This is a genomic window from Pseudomonas zhanjiangensis (assembly GCF_041027545.1).
In the GTDB taxonomy this organism is placed as follows: domain Bacteria; phylum Pseudomonadota; class Gammaproteobacteria; order Pseudomonadales; family Pseudomonadaceae; genus Aquipseudomonas; species Aquipseudomonas zhanjiangensis.
Genome location: NZ_JBFTEG010000011.1, coordinates 126,474 through 149,866 on the forward strand (window position 1 = coordinate 126,474; position 23,393 = coordinate 149,866).

A 23,393-nucleotide genomic window follows, 5' to 3' on the forward strand; every position below is an offset into this window, starting at 1 on the left:
CATGAGGCGTAGCGCCTATCTGCTGCTGCTCTGGCTGGGCATCGCCGGCGGCGTGCTGGCCGGCGAAGAGCAGGCCTGGGAGGCCCTGCGCGAGGGGCGGGCGGTGCTGCTGCTGCGCCACGCCATCGCGCCAGGCACGGGTGATCCGGCCAACTTCCGCCTGGACGACTGCGCCACGCAACGCAATCTCGACCAGACGTGGCGCGAGCAGGCACGGCGCTGGGGGGCGTTGCTGAGGAGCCAGGGCATCAGCCGTGCCCGGCTGTTCAGCAGCCGCTGGTGCCGGGCCCGGGATACCGCACTGGCAATGGACCTGGGCCCCGTCGAGCCGCTGCCGGCGCTGGACTCCTTGTTTCGCGCGCGCCCTCGGGCCGCGCAGCAGAGTGCCGAGCTGGTCGAATGGGTCAACGGCCTGATGCCCGGCACCGTGATGATCTTGGTGTCCCACCAGGTCAATATCCGCGCCCTGACCGGCCTCTATCCGGCGTCCGGCGAAGGACTGATCCTGGCCCGGCCGCTGACCTTGCCGGCGCGGTTGCTGGCGCGGATCGCGCCGCCCTGAATCGGCCTTGCGGGTCGACTAGGGCTGCAGCGCCAGTGCACCCTGCTCGACCAGGCGAGCGCCTTCGAGCCTTAGCAGCGTGGCCTTGCGCACCAGGCCGCCGGCATAGCCGGTCAGACTGCCGTCGCGGCCGATCACCCGGTGACAGGGGATGACGATGGCGAGCGGGTTGGCGCCGTTGGCCGCGCCGACCGCGCGAACCGCCTTGGGCCGGCCGATCTGCGCGGCCAGGGCGCAGTAGCTGCTGGTCTGACCGAAGGGAATATGCTGCAGGGCCTGCCACACCGCCTGCTGGAAGGCCGTGCCACGGGGCGCGAGATTCAACTCGAAGCGCTGGCGGCGACCGGCGAAATACTCGTCCAGTTGCCGGCAGGGCTCGTCCAGTTCGGTTGCGGCCGCTCGCCAGTGTTCGCCGATCTGCCAGGGTTGGCCGTCGATCTGCATCAGCAGCCGCTGCAGCCCAGAGGCATCGCCGGCCAGCAGCAGGCGACCGATGGGGCTGTGGTGATAGCGATAGAACATCGGTTCATCCTCCCGCGTAGTTGTGCCACAGGTGTACTGCCGCATAGGCGCGCCAGGGCCGCCAGGCCTCGGCGCGCGCCTTGAGTCGTTTGGCGTCGATGCCGTCTGCGCCCCACAGCGGCGCCTTGAGCAGGCCCAGGTCGCTGGCGGGGAAGGCGTCGGCGGCGCCGAAGGCACGCAGGGCGATGTACTCGGCGGTCCAGGGGCCGATCCCGGGCAGCGCGCACAGTCGTTCGATCAGCGCCTCGCCAGCGTCGCTCGAGGCCAGGTCCAGCGCGCCACTGGCTACCTGCCCGGCGAAGTGCTGCAGGCACTGCACGCGTTTGCCGGGCATGCCGATGCCGTCGAGGTTGGCGTCGGCGATTGCCGCCGCGGTGGGGAACAGGCGCTCGACGCCGATAATGCCCTCGGCTGGCAGGGATGCGCCGAGGCGTTCGACCAGGCGCCCGCTGAGGGTCACCGCCGCCTTTACCGTCACCTGCTGGCCGACGATGGCGCGCACCGCTTGCTCGAACGGGTCGCAAGCAGTCGGCAGGCGCAGGCCGGGATGGCGTGCGACCAGCGGCCCGAGTTGCGGGTCGCCGGCCAGGTGCGCGGCGATGCGCAGCGGTTCGGCGTCCAGATCGAACATCCGCCGCACCCGCTGGATCAGCAGCGGCAGGCAGGCCTGGGCCGAGTGGCTGTGGCGCAGCTGCAGGGCATCCCGACCGGGTGCGGGGCTGACCTGGAACCAGCCGCTGACGCCGGCCAGGGTAAAGCTGCGGGCATAGCTGCTGGTGTTCAGGCGCTCCACGCCGGCCAGGGCGCGCAGGACGTAGTGGTCGTGGAACTGTTGCCAGTCCCAGGGCGGCTGGTAGGCCAGCAGGACGGCGGGGGGCAGGTCGGTAGTCATGGGCGGACGATAACCCCCCGGGTCGCGCCTTGTCAGCGCGAAACTGACTTTCAAATCCTCGCCGGCAGCACATCCCGCCAGGCGCTGCCGTTCCGCCGGCGCCGCTGCTGCAGCCCGTTCGACAGAATTTTCACATTCGCTTTTGCACACTCGCGGCGCTGAATTCTGGATGGTTGAAATAAGACGGGAGTCCATGCCCATGCCTTTGCATCAGAAGTACCCGCGCTGGGTGATGCTGTTTCTTGCCGTCGCTCTCATTCCGGCGGCCGCCTATCCGGCCTGGCGGCATCTGTACCCGGTGCTGGCGAGCGAGGGTTGGGACTACCGGGTGTTCCGCACGGATATCGAACGGGTCAGCGCCCTGGCGCGCGATGCGCGGGGCGAGCTGTTCATCAGCCGGGAATTTGCCGATGGCCAGGGCGACATCCTCAAGCTCGGCGCCTCCGGGCACCTCGAGACGGTGCTGAGCGGCCTGTCCAAGCCCGACGGGCTGGCGCTGTACCGCGATGCCCTGGTGGTGGGGCAGGAAGGCGGGCGCCAGCCGGTGTTGCTGCTGCGCGGCGCCAACAGCGAGGCGCTGTTCGACAGCGACAGCGTCGAAGGCATCGCCAGCGACGGCCGCTACCTGTATGCCATCGAGGACAAGCTGCAGGGCCGGCTGTTGCGCTACGAGCCGGCCACTGGCGAGGTAGTGACCCTGCGCGAGGGCCTGGATCGCGGCGAGGCGATTACCGCCTGTGCCGATGGCCGGCTGTTCTACACCGAGAAGAAACACGGCTGGGTCAAGCAGTGGCGGGCCGGCGGCGAGGACCGCCTGGTGCAGGCCGGGCTCAATGAGCCGGGTTTCCTGCTGTGCAGCGACGAGGGCCTGTGGATCACCGAGGACGCCACCCACATGGCCCGGGTGCTGCTGCTCGATCCGGCCGGGCAGCTGCAGGTGGTGCTCGACCACCTGCGCTCGGTGCAGACCATCATCGCCTGGACGCCGGGTCATTACCTGCTGGCCGAACAAGGGCGCAACCGCATTCTCGAACTCTCTCGTCTACCCAACGGATCCTGAACCCATGGCCCATGCGCACGCCCTGAGCACGCCGTCGTCCTCGTCGCGTTTGTCCCACCCCACACTCAAGAGCCACCTGCTGTTCACCCTGCTCAGCGTCCTGGCGTTGTTGCTGGTCTATAGCCTGCTGCGTGCCGCGTTGCTGGCCTACAACCATGAGCTGATCGGCAGCACGCCGGCCTCGGCTTTCGCCGAGGCCTTCTACAACGGCCTGCGCTTCGACCTGCGCCTGGCGGTCTTCGCCTGTGCGCCGCTGCTGCTGTCGCTGCTCAGCGTGCGGGCCATGGCGGCGCGCGCGGTGCAGCGCCTGTGGCTGACGGTGTTCGCCAGCCTCACCCTGTTTCTCGGTGTCACCGAGCTGGATTTCTACAGCGAGTTCCACCAGCGCCTCAACAGCCTGGTGTTCCAGTATTTCCAGGAGGATCCGGCCACCGTGCTGAGCATGCTCTGGCATGGCTTCCCGGTCGGCCGCTACCTGCTGGCCTGGGCCTTCGCCACCTGGCTGCTGGCCCGGCTGTTCAATCGTCTGGACCTGCTGAGCCGGCCGCGGACCTCGCTGCAAAAGCCGGCCGGCCATGGCCACCGGTCACCGGCCTGGTACTGGCGCGGCGCGGTGTTCGTCGCCTGCCTGCTGCTGGCGGTGCTCGCCGCCCGCGGCCACCTGCGCCAGGGGCCGCCGTTGCGCTGGGGCGATGCCTACACCACCGAGTCGATGTTCGCCAACCAACTGGGCCTCAATGGCACCCTGACCCTGGCGTCGGCGGCCATGGCCAGCTTCTCCTCGCACCGCGACAACGCCTGGCAGTCGAGCATGCCCAAGTTGCAGGCGCTGGAAAGGGTGCGCCAGCTGCTGCTGACCGACCACGACCAGCTGGTCGACGCCGACAGCGCGGCCATCCGCCGCGATTTCACCCCGCCAGCCGACGGCACCCTGAAGGTGCGCAATGTGGTGGTGATCCTGATGGAGAGTTTCGCCGGCCACTTCGTCGGCGCGTTGGGCTCCTCGGCCGGGATCACCCCGAACTTCGACCGTCTGGCCAAACAGGGCCTGCTGTTCGACCGCTTCTTCTCCAACGGCACCCATACCCACCAGGGCATGTTCGCCACCATGGCCTGCTTCCCCAACCTGCCGGGCTTCGAGTACCTGATGCGCATGCCCGAGGGCGCCCACCAGTTCTCCGGCCTGCCGCAACTGCTCAGCGCCCGCGGCTACGACAACCTGTATGTCTACAACGGCAACTTCCAATGGGACAACCAGTCGGGCTTCTTCAGTAATCAGGGCATGAGCCACTTCATCGGCCGCGAGGATTTCGTCGATCCGGTGTTCATGGACCCGACCTGGGGCGTGTCCGACCAGGACATGTTCGACCGTGGTGCCGCCGAGTTGGCCAGCAACTATGGCGACAAGCCCTTCTATGCGCTGCTGCAGACCCTGTCCAACCACACCCCCTATGCCTTGCCGGAGAACCTGCCGGTGGAGCCGGTGAGCGGTCACGGCTCGGCCAACGAACACCTCACCGCCATGCGCTACGCCGACTGGGCGCTCGGCCAGTTCTTCGACAAGGCGCGCCAGGCGCCGTACTTCAAGGACACCCTGTTCGTGGTGGTGGGCGACCACGGCTTCGGCAGCACCGAGCAGCTCACCGAGATGGACCTGTACCGCTTCAACGTACCGCTGCTGCTGATCGCCCCGGGCATACAGGAGAAGTTCGGCGCGGTCAGCCACACCCTGGGCACCCAGATCGACATAGTGCCGACCATCATGGGCCGCCTCGGCGGCGAGGTGCGCCACCAGTGCTGGGGCCGCGACCTGCTCAACCTGCCGGCCGGCGACCGCGGCATCGGCGTGATCAAGCCCTCGGGCGGCGACCAGACCGTGGCGATCGTCACCCCCGAGCGAATCCTGATCCAGCCCAAGGGCTTCGAGCCGCGCCTGTATGACTACCAGCTTGGCGCGTCGCCCAGGGCCGAGCGGGTCTCGGCGGCCATCGACCCGCAGCTGCAGCAGGATCTCGACGCCTTCCTGCAGACCGCCACCCGCAGCCTGCTGGAGAACACTGCGGGGGTGCGCGACAGCCGCTAAGCCGGCGTGGGCCGAGGCCGCGCGAGCCGACCAGGCGGCTGGCCCGCGGCAGCTGCAGTGCCTATAACTTAAGGCACTGCAGAGGAGGCGATGCCCATGTCCGCCAGCCCGATTCTCGAGATGATCGGCAACACCCCGATCCTGCCGCTGACCCATCTGGACAGTGGCCCCTGCGAGCTGTTCGTCAAGCTGGAGAACCAGAATCCCGGCGGCTCGATCAAGGATCGCATCGCCCTGACCATGATCGAGGCGGCCGAACGCAGCGGCCAGCTCCAGCCCGGCGGCACCATCATCGAGGCCACCGCCGGCAACACCGGCCTGGGCCTGGCCCTGGTGGCCGCGCAGAAGGGCTACCACATGCTGCTGGTGGTGCCGGACAAGATGAGCCGGGAGAAGATCTTCCACCTCAAGGCCCTCGGCGCCGAGGTGCGCCTGACCCGCTCGGATGTCGCCAAGGGCCATCCCGAGTACTACCAGGACCTGGCCCGTAGCATCGCCGCCCAGATGCCCGGCGCCTTCTACATCGACCAGTTCAACAACCCGGCCAACGCCTGGGCCCACGAGAGCGGCACCGGGCCGGAGATCTGGGCGCAGATGGAGCAGCGGCTCGATGCCGTGGTGGTCGGCGTCGGTTCCGGTGGCACCCTCGGCGGGCTGACCCATTTCTTCCAGCGGGTGGCGCCAGCGGTCGAGATGGTCCTGGCCGATCCCGAAGGTTCGGTGCTGGCCGATTTTGTGGAGACCGGCGCCTACGGCGAGGCCGGCAGCTGGCTGGTCGAGGGCATCGGCGAGGACTTCGTGCCGGCCATCGCAGACTTCACCCTGGTCAAGCGTGCCTACCGCATCAGCGATGCCGAGAGCCTGCACACCGCGCGCCTGCTGTTGCAAAAGGAGGGGGTGCTGGCCGGCTCCTCGTCCGGCACCCTGCTGGCCGCGGCCCTGCGCTACTGCCGCGAGCAGAGCACAGCGAAGCGGGTGCTGACCTTCGTCTGCGACAGCGGCAACAAGTACCTGTCGAAGATGTTCAACGACTACTGGATGATCGACCAGGGCCTGATCGAGCGGCCCAGGCAAGGCAATCTGCGCGACCTGATCGCCCGACGCTACGACGAAGGCACCACCGTCACCTGCAAGCCCGGCGAAACCCTGGCGGCGGTCTATGGGCGCATGCGCTTCCACGACATCGACCAGGTGCCGGTGATGGAGGGCGACCAGGTGGTCGGCCTGATCGATGAGTGGGACCTGCTGCGCGCGGTCAAGGACGCCCCCGAGCATTTCCAGCTGCCGGTGCGCGAGGCCATGGTCAGCAAGCTGCAGACCCTCGACCCGGACGTGCCGATCGAGCAGCTGCTGCAGACCTTCGACGAGGGCCACGTGGCCCTGATCGTCGACAAGGGCCGCTTCCTCGGCCTGATCACCAAGAGCGATGTACTCAATTTCTGGCGCCGCACCCTGCGCTGATTCGGCCGCGTGCTTGCGAGCGGCAAGTCGATCGGATAGAGGAGGCAGCATGAACGAATTCGAGACCCTGAGCGTGCACGCCGGCTACGAGCCGGACTGGACCGGTGCGGTGATGCCGCCGATCTATGCGACCTCGACCTTTCGCCAGCAGTCGCCCGGGGTGCATGCCGGCTACGAGTACGGGCGCAGCCAGAACCCCACGCGCCAGGCGCTGGAGCGGGCCATCGCCGAACTGGAGGGCGGCGCCCACGGCTATGCGTTCGCCTCCGGCCTGGCGGCCTGCGCCACAGTGCTGGAGTTGTTGCCGGCCGGCAGCCATATGGTCGCGGTGGACGATCTCTACGGTGGCACCTACCGCCTGTTCGAGCGGGTGCGCAAGCCCGGCGCCGGCCTGCAGGTCAGCTATGTGCCGGCCGATGCCGACGCCGCCACCCTGGCCGCCGCCCTCAGGCCCGAGACCCGGATGATCTGGGTCGAGACGCCGACCAACCCGACTCTGAAACTCTGCGACCTGGCCGAGGTCGGCCAGCTGGGACGCGACCGTGGCATTCTCACGGTGGCCGACAACACCTTCGCTTCGCCCTACCTGCAGCGACCCCTGGAACACGGTTTCGACATAGTCGTGCACTCGGCGACCAAGTACCTCAACGGCCACTCGGACGTGATCGCCGGGCTGGTGGCTATCGCCGAGCGCCGGGAGCTGGCCGAGCAACTGGCCTTCTTGCAGAACTCGGTGGGCAGCATCCTTGATCCCTTCTCCAGCTTCCTCTGCCTGCGCGGCATGCGCACTCTGGCCCTGCGCCTGCAGCGTCACGTCGACAATGCCGGCGAGCTGGCTGCCTGGCTGGCACACCAGCCCCAGGTCGCCTCGGTGCTCTATCCCGGCTTGCCCAGCCATCCGCAGCATGACCTCGCGCGGCGGCAGATGCGCGGTGCCGGCGGCCTGATTAGCCTGTATCTGGCCAGCGATGGCGAGGGTGCGCGGCGCTTTCTCGAAGCCGTGCGCCTGTTCACCCTGGCCGAGAGCCTGGGCGGGGTGGAAAGCCTGATCAGCCTGCCAGCGAAGATGACCCATGCCTCCATTCCCGCCGAGCGCCGCGCGCAGATCGGCATCAGCGACAACCTGGTGCGCCTGTCGGTCGGCATCGAGCATGTCGAGGACCTGCGCCGCGATCTGCAGCAGGCACTGGTGGCGGTGGGCATCTAGGGCCGGGTAGTCGGCGGCCGCGGGCCAGCGCTGCGTGCCGTGACACCGGGCCCGCTTGGTGCGGGCCCGGTGCTGTTCACTGCGGGCTGACGTACATGGTGATGTCGGCGCGAAATACCGCCTTGTCTCCTACGTAGGCCATCACCGGCACCTTGAGGTCGCCCAGTTCGCTCCAGTCCAGTCCCTCGCCATTGGCCACCACGCGGACATCGCCATCGGCCTTGGCCAGGTACTCCACCGTCATGCCGCGGGGAATCCAGCGGCAACCGGCCGGGATCGACGCATCGGTCATGGTGCCGGCCGCCAGTTCCGCGGCGTTGCACAGGGCGATGGCGTGCACGGTGCCGATATGGTTGAGCACCTCGCGGCGCTTGGGGAAGGTGACTTCGGCGTAGCCCGCACGCAGTTCGACGACCTGCGGGGCGATACTGGCGAAGTAGGGCGCGACCTGACCGATCATGGCGCTGAACTGGGCGGCACCGGCCTGGTTGAACATTTGCAGCATTTGGCTCATGGCTGACTCCGGGTAGTGGGTCGATTGAATGTGAGTGCGCGCCCGGGCAGTATACGAAGACTAGAATATAAATCTAGAATAATTTTCTAATAAGGTTGAGACCGGGGAACCCATGGCCCGTCCGTCACGCAAAGACGAAATACTCCAGGCCGCACTGGCCTGCTTTACCGAGGTGGGTGTGGACGCCACCACCATCGAAATGATCCGCGATCGCTCCGGCGCCAGCATCGGCAGTATGTACCACCACTTCGGCAACAAGGAGCGCATCATCGCCGCGCTCTACCTGGCGGGCACGGCGCAATACGCCGAACTGCTCGAGCGCGGCTTTGCCGAAGTGAGCGGTGCCGAGGCCTGCATCAAGCTGCTGGTCACCAGCTATATCGACTGGGTGGTGGCCAACCCGGATTGGGCGCGATTCATCCTGCACAACCGTGGCAGGGTCGAGGCCAGTGAGCTGGGTGAGCAGTTGCGCGAAGCCAACCGCCAGCACTATGCGCGCATCTTCCAGGCCCTGGCCGGTTACCGCGAGCAGGGCCTGTTCAAACCGATGCCGGTCGATTGCTTCAGCTCGGTGATCATCGGCCCGACCCACGACCTCGCCCGCAACTGGCTGGCCGGACGTACGCGTAGCGAACTGGTCGACTGCCGCGAATTGCTGGCGCAGGTGGCCTGGGACAGCGTGCGGGCCTGAGCTGGGCTTTGTTTGCGGCATTCAGGCCATCAGCAGCAAAGCCGCCATCACGGCCATGCCCAGGTCTTCGAGCAGCGCAACAGTCGAGAGCGGCACGTGCAGGACAGTGCCCATGCAGGCGCACTCGGTGTCCAGGCCCTTCGCCAGGGCGCGCAGCACGCCGACGGCGCCAAACACCATGATGAGGATGGTGGCCGCATACACCAGGTTTGGTGCCAGCCGGGACAGGTAGCCAAGCCCCAGTGCCAACTCCAGAAACGGGTAGAGGTAGGCGTAGGTTCTGTAACGCATGGCCAGTAGGTCGTACATCTGGAAACCATCGGCGAAACCGGTCATGTCGAAGAACTTGAACATCGAGAACACGACCAGAAAGAAGCCCATGAAGTCCTGCATCCACGAGACCGGCTGCCAGTCGCCGTAGTCTGCTTGCTTGGCCAGGGCGGCAAGCAGCGCGAGAGCCAGGATGACGAACAGGGGAAGGTAGTCCTGCCAGGAGCTACCGCGCTTTTTCTCGCTGGCGTCAGAGGAACTCATAGGCTTGTCCTGCTGGTGGAGTGAGGCGCTTGGCTGGCTGTCCGCCAGGTGGAGGGGCGCGCTGGGACCCTGCGGCGGGTGTGAGCGGCTGGGCGCTCAGCGTCACAGTCCGCGGGGCGGCCTCGAGTGCGCGACTGCCCCGCGGCGCGGTTCTAATCGTCGGATTCGAATTCCTCCTGCGCATCCTCCCAGGCATCGCCCAGCGTCGCGTAGGACTCGAGGAGTCCGCTCTTCATTTCCTCCCAGGCATCGGCGGTACTGCCCTTCATGCCGCCATACCATTCGGCCAACTCGATGCGTTTCTGTCTGAGTGTTTTCAGGGCAGCGCGGGTCTCTTGTCGCGAGGCGGCGCTCATGGTGTCCCAGCGCTTATCGACGCGGCTTTCCAACTGGTCGATGCGTTTGTCCATCTTGTCCAGTGCGATTCGCGTCTGAGTGATCGCTTCATCGCGCTGCTCGATGCTGTAAGCCTTGATCGCCTGCATCAGCTCCTTGGCTTCTTGTTTGACCTCGCTCAGTGTGGCTTTTTCGTCTGTGGTTTCAGCCAGGCTCAGCGGCGAAGCGCCGACAATGGCAAGGGCCGTCAATACCAGGGCTGACCTGAAGAAGGTGGACAGGTGCATGGCTCGTTCTCCTCGGCTCGACTGATTTGCCACTCGTTGCATATTGATGGCGAGCGGCGTGGATTAGTGCCAATTTGATTCAAGCGTTTGGCTGAAGCCTCAGCCATGTATGCCTAGTCGAATCTAGAGGCCGCCGATTTAATCGATTTGCCCAGTGAGTCTACTGCGCTGTCCACGCCTGTCTTGAGATCTTCCCAGGCCTCCTCGGTTGAGGCCTTGATTTTCTCCAGCTTGGCTTGGGCCGCGTCTCGCTGGTCACGCAGTTCGTCGATTTTCTTGTGGTATTCGATCTCGGCGCTGGCTTCTGCCTTACTGGCCTTGGCCTTGAGCTTATCGATCTCCGCACTGATTTCATCGAGTTGCGCTTGTTGCTTTTTCTCGTACGCCTCTTTCTTGCTCATGATGGTTACCCATTGGTGTTTAGTTGAATCACTTGTGTATCTTGCTCATTTGCGTGAAGTTGCAACTAGATCGCTAAATGATTTAAGTCGACCCTGCCCCGGGAAGACCCCAAGTCGACAACAACTAAGCCTAGTCTGGTTTTCAGTGGGGACTGTGATGAGCGTTGCGACGATCGACTGGGGCTGCCGTGGGTGAATAACCATGCATAAGCGTGTCCCGTCAGGTGCGCTCCATCATGTGCTGATCATCGGCAGCGGTTTCGGCGGCCTGGGACTGGCCATCCGCCTGCAACAGGCCGGAATCGACGATTTCCTGTTGCTGGAGAAGGCCGGCGAGGTCGGCGGCACCTGGCGTGACAATAGCTACCCCGGCGCGGCTTGCGGCGTACCCTCGCACCTGTATTCCTTCTCCTTCGCGCCCAAGACCGACTGGACGCGCAAATACGCGCCTCAGGCGGAGATTCTCGAGTACTTGCGTGAGTGCGTGGAGCGCTACCGGCTGCGCCCGCGCATTCGCTTCGGTTGTGAGGTAATGGCGGCGGTGTTCGACGAGCCGGCGGGGCTGTGGCGGGTCAGTCTGGCCAATGGCGAGGTGCTCGCCGCCCGTCTGCTGGTCAGCGCCTGCGGCCAGCTCAATCGCCCGGCCATTCCCGCGCTGCCCGGGATCGAGCGCTTTCAGGGGCAAGCCTTTCACTCGGCGCGCTGGCGCCATGAACTGGACCTGGCCGGCCAGCGCGTGGCGGTGATCGGCACGGGCGCCTCGGCGATCCAGTTCGTCCCGCAGCTGCAGCCGAAGGTGGCGCAGCTGACCCTGTTCCAGCGTTCGGCGGCCTACGTGAACGCCAAGCCGGACCGCGCCTACCGTGCCTGGGAGCTGGCGACGCTGCGCCGCTGGCCCTGGCTGCAGCGCCTCGACCGCGCGCTCAAGTACCTGCACCACGAAGCGCGGGCCCTGGCATTCGTGTCCTGGCCGTGGCTGATGAAGCCGCTGCAGTGGGGCTTTCGCCGCCACCTGGCGCGGAGCATGGCCGACCCGGAGAAACGCGCCCAGCTGCTGCCGGACTATCCGATGGGCTGCAAGCGCATCCTGATCAGCAACGACTACTACCCGGCGCTGGCCCAGGCCAATGTGCGGATCGTCGACGAAGCGATCGCCGAGGTGCGCGAACGGGCCATAGTGACCGTCGATGGCCAGGAGCATCCCTGTGACCTGCTGATCTACGCCACCGGCTTCGCCAGCACCGAGTTCCTCGCGCCGATGCGTATCGTCGGACGCAACGGCCTGGAGCTGGCGCGGGCCTGGCGCGAAGGTGCCGAGGCCTACAAGGGCATCAGTGTCAGCGGTTTTCCCAATCTGTTCATCCTCTACGGGCCGAATACCAACCTCGGCCACAACTCGATCATCTACATGCTGGAGAGCCAGTTCGACTACGTGCTCGGTTGCATCGAGGCGATGCAACGCCAGGGCCTGCGCTACCTGGACGTGAAACCCGAGGTGCAGCGGGGCTACAACCAGCGAATCCAGGCCGGCATCCAGCACACGGTCTGGAACCAGGGCTGCAGCAGCTGGTACAAGACCTCCTCGGGCAAGCACACCAACAATTGGCCGGGCTATACCTTCACCTATCGCCGCCTGACCCGCGCCCCGGAGCTGTCCGACTATGAATGCACCCGTTGAATTCACCGCGCCAGCCGCCGAGCAGGCGCTGATCCGCGGGCTGTTGCGTGGCGCGCTGCGCCTGTTGTTTCGCGGCCTGGTGCGCCCGCCGATGCCGATCGCCGGGCAGCGCGCGGTGATCAACCTGCTGACGGCATTCGGCCCGCCGCTGCGTGGGGTGAGCCGAACCACTGGCAGCCTCGGCGGTCGGCCCTGCGAGTGGCACCGTCCGGCCCGCAGCAGTGGCGGCGTGCTGCTCTACCTGCATGGCGGGGCCTACGTGATCGGCGGGCCGCACACCCACCGGGGGATCTGCTCTGGCCTGGCCAGGCGCAGCGGCTTGGCGGTCTGCGCCCTGGACTACCGCCTGGCGCCCGAACACCGCTACCCGGCGGCGCGTGAGGACGCCCTGGCTGCCTACCGAGCGCTGCTCGAGGCCGGCTATGCGCCGGGGCAGATCGCCATCGGCGGCGATTCGGCGGGCGGCAACCTGGCTTTGATCAGCTGCCTGCGCCTGGGTGAGCTGGGCCTGCCGCAGCCGGCGGCGCTGGTGTGCCTGTCGCCGGTCACCGATTTCACCTTCGAGCAGTTGCACCAGCCGGCGGCTGGCGATCCGTTGCTGCATCCGCGCTGGCTCGAACAGGCGGTGGCGCTGTACTGCCCAGTGCAGCTGTCGCGCAGCGATCCGGGGTTGTCGCCGCTGTTTGCCGAGCTGGCTGGAGTACCGCCGCTGCTGCTGCAGGTCGGCGAGGACGAGTTGCTGCTCAACGACAGCCTGCGTCTGGCCGACAAGGCGCGCCGTGCCGGTGTGACGGTGCGTCTGGAGCGTTATCCGGCGCTCTGGCATGTGTTCCAGGCCCATGCCGGCATCCTCCAGGCGGCGGACGATGCCCTGGATCGCGTGGCGGCTTTCCTGCGCGAGCGAGGTTGCTGAGTGAACAACATCCTGATCACCGGTGCCGCTTCGGGTATCGGCGCCGCCACGGCGCGACTGTTCCACGGGCGCGGCTGGCAGGTCGGCCTGCTAGACATCAACCACAGCGCCCTGGCCGAACTGGCGGCCGAACTCGGGGGCGTCTGGCACGCCGAACTGGATGTCGCCGATCCGGCCGCCGCGCGGTTGGCGCTGGCAGATTTCTGCGCCATGCATGGCGGCCAGCTGCGTCTGCTGTTCAATAGCGCGGGGCTGCTGCGCTGCGGCTATTTCGAGCAGATCGAGGCGGCCGAGCACGCGCGGATCATCCAGGTCAACCTGCTCGGCCTGCTCAACATGACCCACGCCGCCTTTGCCTACCTGAAGGTCACGCCCGGCGCCCAGGTGATCAACATGGGCTCGGCCTCCGGCGTCTACGGGGTGCCGCACATGGCCAGCTATTCGGCCTCCAAGTTCGCCGTGCGTGGGCTGACCGAGGCGCTGGAGCTGGAGTGGGCCAGGCACGGCATCCGGGTCGGTGATCTGATGCCGCCCTTCGTCGCCACGCCCATGCTCGCCAGCCAGCATTTCGAGGCGCCTGTGCTGCGGCGTCTGGGCGTCAAGCTGGAGGCCCGGGACATCGCCGCGGCGGTCTGGCAGCAGGCTCAGGTACCGACGCTGCACCGCCCGGTGAGCCTGCGATTCAAGCTGATGTACTGGGCCGGGCAGCTCGCGCCGGCCTGGCTCAATCGCCTGGTGATGCGCCGGCTCAGCCGCGACTGAGCGGCGCACACACGGCCACGGCGAGCGAACCGCTTCGATAACCGGCAAGATCTGGGCTTTTGGTGCGGTGGATGGTGCTGCTGGGGCGTTCGGCGGCTGATGACAGGCTGCCGCCGGTCGCTGGTTTGCCTGCATGCGCTCGCACCGCTCGGCAAATCGGCCAGGCAGCGCTACTCTGCAAGGGACGGCTCTGTGTTATTTGCTCTGAATAGCGCTACGTCGACCAGCCCTGGCTCCAGGTCTGGCTTATGACACATCAAGCAGTTCCTTGCTTGATTCTCGGGCGGCGCAGCCAGTTGCGCCGCAACACCGTCGAGGTTCTGGCGGTTGCAATGGGAAAGCGGGTAATCCATCCATCGCCTGAGGAGGTCACTTCATGAGCACAGCCTTGCACGATGATGTCAGCAGCGGAGTATTGCGGCGGATGAAGGAGGGCGGCTTCGACTTTGCCAGCTTTCATCCCATCGAGTTCTACGCCATTTTCCCGGATGAGGAGCGGGCCCGCATGGCAACCAGCAAGTTTCGTGGCGAATCCCTGCATGCCCTGGTGACCGAGCGTGATGACGGCGCCTGGCACCTGCAAGTCAGTAAAGTGATGTTCGCGACCTACCATGGCATTGGCGACTTCGAGCAGGACCTGGAGTCGGTCGTGGCGCCGCTGGGTGGCAAGCTGGATGGCTGGGGCGTGACCCAGGAGGTGAAAGGCCTGCGTCCTTGACGATTGCCGCTGCGCAGGACACCGACCAGCCACCGGCTGGTCGGTGGGCACAGGTACAACAGTGTCGCTCTCGAGCCTCGACCCGGACCACGGCTGTGGCCCACACTGGGTCAAGGAGGTGTCCATGAGCGATATCCTGATTCTGACCCACATCGACTACTGCCCGCCCGGCTACCTGGGCAGGGTGCTGGACCACGCTCAGCGCGATTTCACAGTGCTACGCGTCGACCTTGGCGAGTTGGACGGATTCGACCTGGATCGACCCAAGGCCGTGGCGATCATGGGCGGCCCCATGAGCGTCAACGACCCTCTGCCTTGGTTGAATACGGAGGTGGCGGCGCTGCGCCACTTCATTCGCCGCGATATTCCCATGATCGGCCATTGTCTGGGCGGGCAGCTGCTGGCCAAGGCCCTCGGCGCCGAGGTGCGGCGCATGCCCTACACTGAAAGTGGTTGGCAGTGGCTGAAACCGGTCGAGGGTGCAACCGACAGTCCTTGGCTGAGCCATCTGCCGAATGAGTTCGCAATCTTTCAATGGCATGGCGACAGCTTCGCCGTGCCGGAGGGCGCCCAGCCGCTGCTCAGCAGCCAATGGTGCGCGAATCAGGGTTTTGCCTGGGGCGACAAGCTCCTGGCCTTGCAAGGTCACCCGGAGATGACCGAGGAGTTGGTGAGGAACTGGTTGGACGACTGGTCGCATCTGCTCGACGACAGCCAGTCCAGCCAGCAGAACCTGGCGCAGATGCTCGACGATCTGCCGGCCAAGGTACGGGCGCTGAACCAAGTGGCCGCGGGGTTCTATCGGCACTGGTTGAGCCTGGCGGCGAACTGAGAGAGGCCAGTGTCGAATAAGCGGCCCGTACGTGGCCGACAGCCCCTCAGGGTGTGCTGCTGCATCGAGGGGCATGACCGAGACGAACGCTCCGGTCTTGCCCTTTAATGGTGCGATCACCTGATTTTTTATGGTCAAGTGATTGATTATTAAGGATTAATTTTGCTGGCTCGGGCTTTGCAGCCGCTTGCTGCATCCGGGAAGCAAGGAGTAAGGCATGGCCCGCACCTTTTATGATGAGATGTACGACGCAAGCGGCGCAGTCCGCCCGCACTACCGGGAGTTTGCCCGTTGGCTGGAAGAAACCCCCAAGGAACTGCTGGCTCAGCGCCGGCGCGAGGCCGACCTGCTGTTTCACCGTGCCGGTATCACCTTCACCCTCTACGGGGACGAGCAGGGTACCGAGCGACTGATCCCCTTCGATACCATCCCGCGCAGCATTCCCGCTAGTGAATGGCGGGTGGTCGAGCGTGGTTGCATCCAGCGGGTGCAGGCGTTGAACCTGTTCCTCGCCGACCTCTATCACGACCAGCGCATCATCAAGGCCGGGTTGATTCCCGCCGAGCAGCTGCTGACCAATGAGGGCTACCAGATCGCCATGCAGGGCCTCGACCTGCACCGCGGCCTGTATGCCCATATCGCCGGGGTCGACCTGGTGCGCGACGGCGACGGCAGCTATTACGTGCTGGAGGACAACCTGCGTACGCCGAGCGGTGTCAGCTACATGCTCGAAGACCGCAAGATGATGATGCGCCTGTTTCCCGAGCTGTTCGCCGCCCAGCGGGTCGCGCCCATCAACCACTACCCGAACCTGCTGCTCGACACCCTGAAGAGTTCGAGCCCGCTGGATAACCCCAACGTGGTGGTGCTGACTCCGGGTCGCTTCAACAGCGCCTATTTCGAGCATGCCTTCCTGGCCCGCGAGATGGGCGTGGAGCTGGTCGAGGGCGCCGACATGTTCGTGCGCGACGACAAGCTGTACATGCGCACCACCGCGGGGGCCAAGCAGGTCGACGTGGTCTACCGGCGCCTGGACGATGCCTTCCTCGACCCGCTGGCGTTCAACCCCGAATCGATGCTTGGCGTCCCCGGGCTGTTGTCGGCCTACCGCTCGGGCAACCTGGTACTGGCCAACGCCATAGGCACCGGCGTGGCGGACGACAAGTCGATCTACCCCTATGTCGACGAGATGATTCGTTTCTATCTGGATGAGGAGCCCATCCTCAAGAACGTGCCGACCTGGCAGTGCCGCAAGCCCGACGAGCTCTCCCATGTGCTGGCCAATCTGTCGGAGCTGGTGGTCAAGGAAACCCAGGGCTCCGGCGGCTACGGCATGCTGGTCGGTCCGGCGGCAAGCAAGGCGGAGATCGAGACCTTTCGAGCCCGTCTGATCGCCAAGCCGGAGGCCTATATCGCCCAGCCGACCCTGTGCCTGTCGACCTGCCCGACCTTCGTCGAGAACGGTATCGCGCCGCGCCATATCGACCTGCGCCCCTTCGTCCTGTCCGGCCGGGAAACCCGCCTGGTGCCGGGCGGGCTGACCCGGGTGGCGCTGCGCGAGGGCTCGCTGGTGGTCAACTCGTCGCAGGGCGGCGGTACCAAGGACACCTGGGTGGTCGAAGATTAAGGAGTCGCGTCATGCTGAGTAGAACTGCTTCGGACCTGTACTGGATGTCACGCTACCTTGAGCGCGCCGAGAACCTGGCGCGCATGCTCGACGTCAGCTATTCGCTGTCGTTGATGCCGCAGGACGGCAGTGGTGACGGCCTGGAAGAACTGGCCATGCCGCTGCTGATCACCGGCACCCTGGAGGAGTACATGGAGCGCCACGGCCAGTTGCACGCCGAGCGTATGCTCAACTTCTTCGCCCTGGATGCCGACAACCCGGGCAGCATCTACAGCTGCCTGGGGGCGGCCCGCAGCAATGCCCATGCGGTGCGCGGACGGATCACCGAGGACATGTGGGAAAACATCAACGCCACCTGGCTGGAGATCCGCGGCATCGCCGAACAGGGCCTGGGACGCTACGGCATCAGCCGCTTCTGCGAGTGGGTCAAGGAGCGCTCGCACCTGTTCCACGGCGCCACTTCCGGCACCATCATGCGCGGCGACCCCTATCGCTTCATTCGCCTGGGCACCTTTATCGAGCGCGCGGACAATACCCTGCGCCTGCTCGATGCGCGCTACGAGATGCTCGGCGAGGACATCGACGAGGTCGACGGTCGCCCGGCACGCAGTTATTACCAATGGAGCGCCTTGCTTCGTGCGTTGTCCTCGTTCGAGGCCTTCGCCGAGATCTATCGTGGCTCGCCGGGCACGCGCAAGGTTTCCGAATTGCTCTTGCTGCGCCCCGAGGTGCCGCGCTCGCTGCGCGCCTGCATGGCCGACCTCAATCTGACGCTTGCCAGCCTGCCCGGCGATAACGGCCGTCCGGCTCAGCGCTTGGCGGCCGAACTGGAGGCGCGCTTGCGCTACACCGGGATCGAGGAGGTGCTGGACGAGGGCCTGCATGCCTGGCTAACCGACTTCATCCTGCAGGTCCGTGACCTTGGCCAAGCGATTCAAATGTCCTACCTGGAGGTAGCATGAGACTTTCCATCAGCCACGACACTACCTATCACTACGAAAACCAGGTGCGCGCGAGCATTCAATACCTGCGCATGACCCCGCATGACAGTGAGCGCCAGCATGTGATCAGCTGGGAACTCGATCTGCCGCGCGCGGTGCGCGCGCAACTGGATCCCTACGGCAATATCCTCCATGTGCTGACCCTGGATGAACCCCACGAGTCGATCGTCATCGGCGCCCGTGGCCAGGTCGAGATAGACGAGCGCCGCGAGGCCGAGCATGACGAGCAGTCGCCGCTGCCGTTCCTGCGCTTCACCCGCCTGACCGAGGCGGACCAGGCGCTGCGCGACTTCGCCAACCAACTGTGCGAGCAGCGTCGTGACCGCAACGGGCTGATCGATCTGATGCAGGCGCTGAATGAGCACATCCGCTATGAGCCGGGGATCACCGAGACCGAGACCAGCGCCGCCGAGGCTTTTGCCGGACGCCAGGGCGTTTGCCAGGACCATGCCCACGCCTTCCTCGCCTGCGCGCGCAGCCTGGGCATTCCGGCACGTTATGTCTCCGGTTACCTGCTCACCAACAGCGACGAGCATCTGGCCAGTCACGCCTGGGCCGAAGCCTGGCTGGACGGTGCCTGGTACAGCTTCGATGTGACCAACTGCCTGGCCAAGCCGGAACGCCACCTGAAACTGGCGGTCGGCCTGGACTACCTGGACGCCTGCCCGGTGCGTGGCATGCGCCGCGGTGGTGGCAGCGAGAAGATGCATGCGCGGGTGGATGTTTCATCCATTGTGCTGCCGCAAGAGCAATAGCAGGTCTCGAAAGAGGCGTTGCGCCATGCAGGCGGGCCGGCCTGATGCGTCCGGCCGGGTGGGCAGGTCGGCAAGCAGCCAGCCCAAAGGCGCATCCCTGAGCACAGGTATATCGCACCCCGGCATCTTGCCTGTGGCCAGCCACGCAGGCCTTGCGGTGCGCGGACACAGTGGGCGAGCAAGTCATCGGCGAGGTCCCGGTGGGGCCCGCAGCGGGTCGTGCGTTACTGGTGCCGTTGAGGCGGTGGCTGGCCAGGCGGAACCTCTGGAGCAGGTCAAAGCCGGACCGCAGCTTGCGCTCAGCATCAGCACCAGCATCGGTATAGGCCGCCGGCAATAGCTGGGGATGCGCTGGCGCCCGCGCGCACCGCCCTGCAAGGGCGGTGGGGCAGCGGCAACCCAGGGTCGAATCAGCCGACCAGATGGGTCAGGTTGGGAAGAATGAGGATCACTGTGGTGGCAAACACGATCAGGCTGGCTTGCCGGATTTTTGGCTGTTTAAACATGGCCATCTGCCTTTCTTCTTGTTGATGTGGCGTCGAATGCCCGTTCTCTAGAAAATTATCGGGCCACAGCGTCACGTCCTGGTGTCCTGTGAATGTCGCCCCGGTAGAGCCCGGCGGCGACCCCTTTTTTCATAGCGTTTGCGTGAATCCTGCCTGGGTAACTCTAGGGGGCGGATGGGGGGGGCTTTAGATGACTTGGTTGCTAATTTGGGGCGCCTTGGAACCCCTGGTTATCGGTTGTCCCGTGCCTTTCGAGAGCAACCCTTGAGCCAGACGCTGCGCCCGGTCATGAGACGGTAAAGTGCCAGCAGAGGCCGTTCGTCTGAGCGCACCGGTCAATAGCCCTGAGCACTTCGGTCATTGAGCCCGGGGCGCCTGGGCGTATGGTAAAGGCGTCAAGCAACGACAGCTGGCAGCTGGCCGGATCGGCTGCCCACGGGTCGCCACCAAGCCCTTCCCCAGGAGGTTCGAACAGGTCATGACCGAAGCATTCATTTTCGATGCGGTGCGCACGCCCCGCGGCAAGGGCAAGAAGGACGGGGCGCTGTACAGCGTCAAGCCGGTCGATCTGGTCGCCGGCCTGCTCAGGGCCCGGCAGGCGCGCAATGAGTTGGACACCAGTCAGGTCGACGACGTGGTGCTTGGCTGCGTGACTCCGCTAGGGGATCAGGGCGCCGACATCGCCAAGACCGCGGCCATGGTGGCCGACTGGGACGTCGGTGTGTCGGGCGTACAGCTCAACCGCTTCTGCGCTTCGGGGTTGGAGGCGGTCAACCTGGGGGCGATGAAGGTGCGCTCGGGCTTCGAGGATCTGGTGGTGGTCGGCGGCGTGGAGTCCATGTCGCGTGTGCCCATGGGCTCCGACGGCGGAGCCTGGGTGATGGACCCGGCGACCAACCTGCATACCCATTTCACCCCGCAGGGCATCGGCGCCGATCTGATCGCCACCCTGGAGGGTTTCAGTCGCGCCGATGTCGACGCCTTCGCCCTGCGCTCGCAACAGAAAGCCGCGCGCGCCAGCCGCGATGGCTCCTTCGCCAAATCGCTGGTGCCGGTCAGCGACCAGAACGGCATCGTCCTGCTCGACCACGACGAATTCATCCGCGGCGACAGCACCCTCGATGGCCTCGCCAAGCTCAAGCCGAGCTTCGAGATGATGGGCCACATGGGCTTCGACAGCACCGCTCTGCAGGTCTACAGCCAGGTCGAGCGCATCGAGCATGTGCATACCCCGGGCAACAGCTCCGGCATCGTCGATGGCGCGGCGCTGATGCTGGTCGGTTCCGAGGCCAAGGGCCGCGAGCTGGGCCTCAAGCCACGGGCGCGGATCGTCGCCACCGCGGTCACCGGCACCGACCCGACCATCATGCTCACCGGTCCGGCGCCGGCGACGCGCAAGGCGCTGGCCAAGGCGGGTCTGCGGGTCGAAGACATTGACCTGTTCGAGGTCAACGAGGCCTTCGCCTCGGTGGTGCTGAAGTTCATGAAGGACATGGGCGTGAGCGAGGAGCGGGTCAACGTCAACGGCGGCTCCATCGCCATGGGCCACCCGCTGGGCGCCACCGGCTGCGCGATCCTCGGCACCCTGCTCGACGAACTGGAGAAACGCCAGCTGCGCTATGGCCTGGCCACCCTCTGCGTGGGCGGCGGCATGGGCATTGCCACCATCATCGAACGAATCTAAGGAGCCGTCACGGGCTACTGTGCTCGGCCATGCGGCATTGGAAATCGTTTGGGAATGCTCATTTGCACTAGCAGCCTGCGCTTCCCGGATGATTTCCGCCTTGCCTACGCGGCCCGGCCTGACCTTCGTGCGTGACGCCCCTGAAGCGCTCCCCCCGACCAATGGGAAGAGAATATTAAAATGACTGACGCCATCCGTTACGAAAAGGGCCAGGACGCCATCGTCGTCCTGACCATGGACATGCCCGGCCAAAGCGCCAACACCATGAATGCGCTGTACCGCGAGGCCATGGGGCAGACCATCGAGCGCCTGGAGGCCGAGAAGGACTCCATCGCCGGGGTGATCATCACCTCGGCGAAGAAGACCTTCTTCGCCGGCGGCGATCTCAACGAACTGATCAAGGTGACCAAGGCCGAGGCCAATGATTTCTACCAGATGATCCTCGGCATCAAGGGCCAACTGCGCCGCCTTGAGGCCCTCGGCAAGCCGGTGGTGGCGGCGATCAATGGCGCGGCCCTGGGGGGCGGCTGGGAGATCTGCCTGGCCTGTCACCACCGCATCGCCCTGGACAGCCCTGGGGTGCAGATTGGCCTACCGGAAGTAACCCTCGGCCTGTTGCCGGGCGGCGGCGGTGTGGTGCGAATGGTGCGCCTGCTCGGCCTGGAAAAAGCACTGCCGTATCTGGCCGAAGGCAAGAAGGTGCGTCCCGACTCGGCCTTGAAGGCCGGCCTGATCCATCAACTGGCCAGCGACCGGGATGACTTGCTGGCCAAGGCGCGAGCCTGGATCGCCGCCAATCCTGCGCCGCTGCAGCCCTGGGACGAGAAGGGCTACAAGATTCCTGGCGGCACCCCATCGAGCGCCAATGTGGCGCAGATGCTCGCCATCGCTCCGAGCGTCTTGCGCGACAAGACCAAGGGCTGCTTCCCGGCCCCGGAGAAGATTCTCTGTGCCGCGGTGGAAGGGGCCCAGGTTGACTTCGACACCGCGCAGATCATCGAGGCGCGCTACTTCACCGAGCTGACCACCGGCCAGGTGGCGAAGAACATGATTGGCACCTTCTGGTTCCAGCTCAATGAAATCAACGCCGGCGGCTCGCGCCCGCAAGGCCATCCTCCCTACCAGACCCGCAAAGTCGGCGTGCTCGGTGCCGGCATGATGGGCGCGGGCATCGCCTATGTCTCGGCGGCGGCCGGCATCGAAGTGGTGCTCAAGGACGTCTCGCTCGAGGCCGCGCAGAAGGGCAAGGCTTACTCGGCTGGCCTGCTCGACAAGAAGGTGTCGCGCGGCCATATGAGTGCCGAGAAGCGCGCGGCTTTCCTCGAGCGGATATCGATCACCGACAGAGAGGCCGACTTCGACGGCTGCGACCTGATCATCGAGGCGGTTTTCGAGGACCGCGACCTCAAAGCCAACGTGACCGCCGCCGCCGAGCGTGCGGCATTGAGTGACGCGCTGATAGCATCCAACACCTCGACCCTGCCCATCACCGGCCTGGCCAGCGCGGTGCGCCAGCCGGACAAGTTCATCGGCCTGCACTTCTTCAGCCCGGTGGACAAGATGCCGTTGGTGGAGATCATCAGGGGCGAGCAGACCAGCGACGAAAGCCTGGCCCGCGCCTTCGACTATGTCATGCAGATCAAGAAGACGCCGATCGTGGTCAACGACAGCCGGGGGTTCTTCACCTCGCGGGTGTTCGGCACCTTCACCAACGAAGGCATCGCCATGCTCGGCGAGGGCGTCGCGGCGCCGTTGATCGAGAACGAGGCGCGCAAAGCCGGCATGCCGGTCGGACCGCTGGCGATCAGCGACGAAGTGTCGTTGAGCCTGATGAGTCATATACGCCAGCAGACCCTCAAAGACCTGGCTGCAGAGGGCAAGCGCCTGCCATCGCATCCGGCATTTGCGGTGATCGAGCTGATGCTCAATGAGTACAAACGCCCGGGCAAGGCGGCCGGCGGCGGCTTCTACGACTACCCTCAGGGCGGCAAGAAGCACCTGTGGCCGGAGCTGAAGGTGCGTTTCGAAAAAGCCGACGCGCAGATAGCTGCGCAGGACGTGCGTGACCGCTTGCTGTTCGTCCAGGCCATCGAGACGGTGCGCTGTCTGGAGGAGGGCGTGCTCGAGTCGGTGGCCGATGCCAATATCGGCTCGATCTTCGGCATCGGCTTCGCCGCCTGGACCGGCGGGGCGCTGCAGTTCATCAACCAGTACGGCATCCGGGATTTCGTCGCGCGCGCCCAGTACCTGGCCGAGCAGTATGGCGAGCGCTTCCTGCCGCCGGCGCTGCTGCTGGAGATGGCAGCCAGGAGCGAGGCGTTCTAGCCGGCGCGAGCGCTGGGCAACCCGGCTCACCAGGCGCCTGTT

General features: G+C 65.7%; 23 protein-coding genes. 16 read left to right on the forward strand and 7 right to left on the reverse strand.

Features of this window, described 5'->3' with window-relative positions:
- The first annotated feature begins 1 nt into the window (after position 1).
- The gene (locus AB5S05_RS14720; RefSeq protein WP_369288268.1) at positions 2-562 is read left to right on the forward strand and encodes a histidine phosphatase family protein; all 561 of its coding nucleotides are present in this window, start codon (positions 2-4) and stop codon (positions 560-562) included.
- Positions 563-580: 18 nt separating this feature from the next.
- On the opposite strand, the gene AB5S05_RS14725 is transcribed toward AB5S05_RS14720, so the two are convergent.
- On the reverse strand, positions 581-1,084 hold the full coding sequence (locus AB5S05_RS14725; RefSeq protein WP_369288269.1) for a methylated-DNA--[protein]-cysteine S-methyltransferase: 504 nt from the start codon (positions 1,082-1,084) through the stop codon (positions 581-583).
- A 4-nt stretch (positions 1,085-1,088) separates the two neighbouring features.
- A complete protein-coding gene (locus AB5S05_RS14730) occupies positions 1,089-1,976 on the reverse strand; it encodes a DNA-3-methyladenine glycosylase family protein (RefSeq protein WP_369288270.1) in 888 nt (295 codons plus the stop codon).
- A 199-nt stretch (positions 1,977-2,175) separates the two neighbouring features.
- Between AB5S05_RS14730 and AB5S05_RS14735 the strand changes: the two genes are divergently transcribed.
- From AB5S05_RS14735 to AB5S05_RS14750, 4 genes are all read left to right on the forward strand, one after another.
- Entirely contained in the window at positions 2,176-3,036 is an 861-nt protein-coding gene (locus tag AB5S05_RS14735) for an SMP-30/gluconolactonase/LRE family protein (protein ID WP_369288271.1), read from the forward strand.
- Positions 3,037-3,040: 4 nt separating this feature from the next.
- A complete protein-coding gene (locus AB5S05_RS14740) occupies positions 3,041-5,119 on the forward strand; it encodes an LTA synthase family protein (RefSeq protein ID WP_369288272.1) in 2,079 nt (692 codons plus the stop codon).
- Between the two features lie 90 nt (positions 5,120-5,209).
- The gene (locus tag AB5S05_RS14745) at positions 5,210-6,580 is read left to right on the forward strand and encodes a pyridoxal-phosphate dependent enzyme (RefSeq protein WP_369288273.1); all 1,371 of its coding nucleotides are present in this window, start codon (positions 5,210-5,212) and stop codon (positions 6,578-6,580) included.
- A 49-nt stretch (positions 6,581-6,629) separates the two neighbouring features.
- On the forward strand, positions 6,630-7,787 hold the full coding sequence (locus AB5S05_RS14750; protein WP_369288274.1) for a trans-sulfuration enzyme family protein: 1,158 nt from the start codon (positions 6,630-6,632) through the stop codon (positions 7,785-7,787).
- A 76-nt stretch (positions 7,788-7,863) separates the two neighbouring features.
- Here the strand turns inward: AB5S05_RS14750 and AB5S05_RS14755 are convergent, their stop codons facing one another.
- Entirely contained in the window at positions 7,864-8,301 is a 438-nt protein-coding gene (locus tag AB5S05_RS14755; RefSeq protein WP_369288275.1) for a hotdog fold domain-containing protein, read from the reverse strand.
- A 112-nt stretch (positions 8,302-8,413) separates the two neighbouring features.
- Here AB5S05_RS14755 and AB5S05_RS14760 point away from each other — a divergent pair, with 112 nt between their 5' ends.
- Positions 8,414-8,992: a TetR/AcrR family transcriptional regulator gene (locus AB5S05_RS14760; RefSeq protein ID WP_369288276.1), complete on the forward strand. Its 579-nt coding sequence runs from the start codon at positions 8,414-8,416 to the stop codon at positions 8,990-8,992.
- Positions 8,993-9,013: 21 nt separating this feature from the next.
- On the opposite strand, the gene AB5S05_RS14765 is transcribed toward AB5S05_RS14760, so the two are convergent.
- The 3 genes from AB5S05_RS14765 to AB5S05_RS14775 form a co-directional block, all read right to left on the reverse strand.
- A complete protein-coding gene (locus tag AB5S05_RS14765; protein WP_369288277.1) occupies positions 9,014-9,526 on the reverse strand; it encodes a MauE/DoxX family redox-associated membrane protein in 513 nt (170 codons plus the stop codon).
- Positions 9,527-9,678: 152 nt separating this feature from the next.
- Entirely contained in the window at positions 9,679-10,149 is a 471-nt protein-coding gene (locus AB5S05_RS14770) for a sll1863 family stress response protein (protein ID WP_369288278.1), read from the reverse strand.
- 113 nt (positions 10,150-10,262) lie between these two features.
- A complete protein-coding gene (locus AB5S05_RS14775) occupies positions 10,263-10,550 on the reverse strand; it encodes a sll1863 family stress response protein (RefSeq protein WP_369288279.1) in 288 nt (95 codons plus the stop codon).
- 202 nt (positions 10,551-10,752) lie between these two features.
- Here AB5S05_RS14775 and AB5S05_RS14780 point away from each other — a divergent pair, with 202 nt between their 5' ends.
- The 8 genes from AB5S05_RS14780 (at position 10,753) to AB5S05_RS14815 (ending at position 18,836) form a co-directional block, all read left to right on the forward strand.
- Positions 10,753-12,228: a flavin-containing monooxygenase gene (locus tag AB5S05_RS14780; protein ID WP_369288280.1), complete on the forward strand. Its 1,476-nt coding sequence runs from the start codon at positions 10,753-10,755 to the stop codon at positions 12,226-12,228.
- The gene (locus AB5S05_RS14785) at positions 12,212-13,141 is read left to right on the forward strand and encodes an alpha/beta hydrolase (RefSeq protein WP_369288281.1); all 930 of its coding nucleotides are present in this window, start codon (positions 12,212-12,214) and stop codon (positions 13,139-13,141) included. Before AB5S05_RS14780 ends, AB5S05_RS14785 begins: the two co-directional genes overlap by 17 nt.
- The gene (locus AB5S05_RS14790) at positions 13,142-13,903 is read left to right on the forward strand and encodes an SDR family oxidoreductase (protein ID WP_369288282.1); all 762 of its coding nucleotides are present in this window, start codon (positions 13,142-13,144) and stop codon (positions 13,901-13,903) included.
- Between the two features lie 376 nt (positions 13,904-14,279).
- Positions 14,280-14,621, forward strand: coding sequence for a ribonuclease E inhibitor RraB (locus AB5S05_RS14795; RefSeq protein WP_369288283.1), 342 nt, complete (start codon positions 14,280-14,282; stop codon positions 14,619-14,621).
- A gap of 124 nt (positions 14,622-14,745) precedes the next feature.
- Entirely contained in the window at positions 14,746-15,453 is a 708-nt protein-coding gene (locus AB5S05_RS14800; protein ID WP_369288284.1) for a type 1 glutamine amidotransferase, read from the forward strand.
- Positions 15,454-15,670: 217 nt separating this feature from the next.
- Positions 15,671-17,080: a circularly permuted type 2 ATP-grasp protein gene (locus AB5S05_RS14805; RefSeq protein WP_369288285.1), complete on the forward strand. Its 1,410-nt coding sequence runs from the start codon at positions 15,671-15,673 to the stop codon at positions 17,078-17,080.
- An 11-nt stretch (positions 17,081-17,091) separates the two neighbouring features.
- Positions 17,092-18,042, forward strand: a complete 951-nt coding sequence (locus tag AB5S05_RS14810) for an alpha-E domain-containing protein (RefSeq protein WP_369288286.1) — start codon at positions 17,092-17,094, stop codon at positions 18,040-18,042.
- Complete coding sequence (locus AB5S05_RS14815) at positions 18,039-18,836, forward strand: transglutaminase family protein (RefSeq protein WP_369288287.1); 798 nt, start codon at positions 18,039-18,041, stop codon at positions 18,834-18,836. Before AB5S05_RS14810 ends, AB5S05_RS14815 begins: the two co-directional genes overlap by 4 nt.
- Before the next feature lie 410 nt (positions 18,837-19,246).
- Here the strand turns inward: AB5S05_RS14815 and AB5S05_RS14820 are convergent, their stop codons facing one another.
- Positions 19,247-19,417, reverse strand: a complete 171-nt coding sequence (locus AB5S05_RS14820; RefSeq protein ID WP_369288329.1) for a hypothetical protein — start codon at positions 19,415-19,417, stop codon at positions 19,247-19,249.
- Between the two features lie 403 nt (positions 19,418-19,820).
- On the opposite strand from AB5S05_RS14820, the gene AB5S05_RS14825 reads away from it, so the two are divergent.
- Together AB5S05_RS14825 and AB5S05_RS14830 are read left to right on the forward strand one after the other, a co-directional pair.
- Complete coding sequence (locus AB5S05_RS14825) at positions 19,821-21,026, forward strand: acetyl-CoA C-acetyltransferase (protein WP_369288288.1); 1,206 nt, start codon at positions 19,821-19,823, stop codon at positions 21,024-21,026.
- A 180-nt stretch (positions 21,027-21,206) separates the two neighbouring features.
- Positions 21,207-23,351 carry a 3-hydroxyacyl-CoA dehydrogenase NAD-binding domain-containing protein gene (locus AB5S05_RS14830; RefSeq protein ID WP_369288289.1) on the forward strand — a complete coding sequence of 715 codons (2,145 nt, stop codon included), beginning with the start codon at positions 21,207-21,209 and terminating at the stop codon, positions 23,349-23,351.
- Positions 23,352-23,393: the final 42 nt, after the last annotated feature.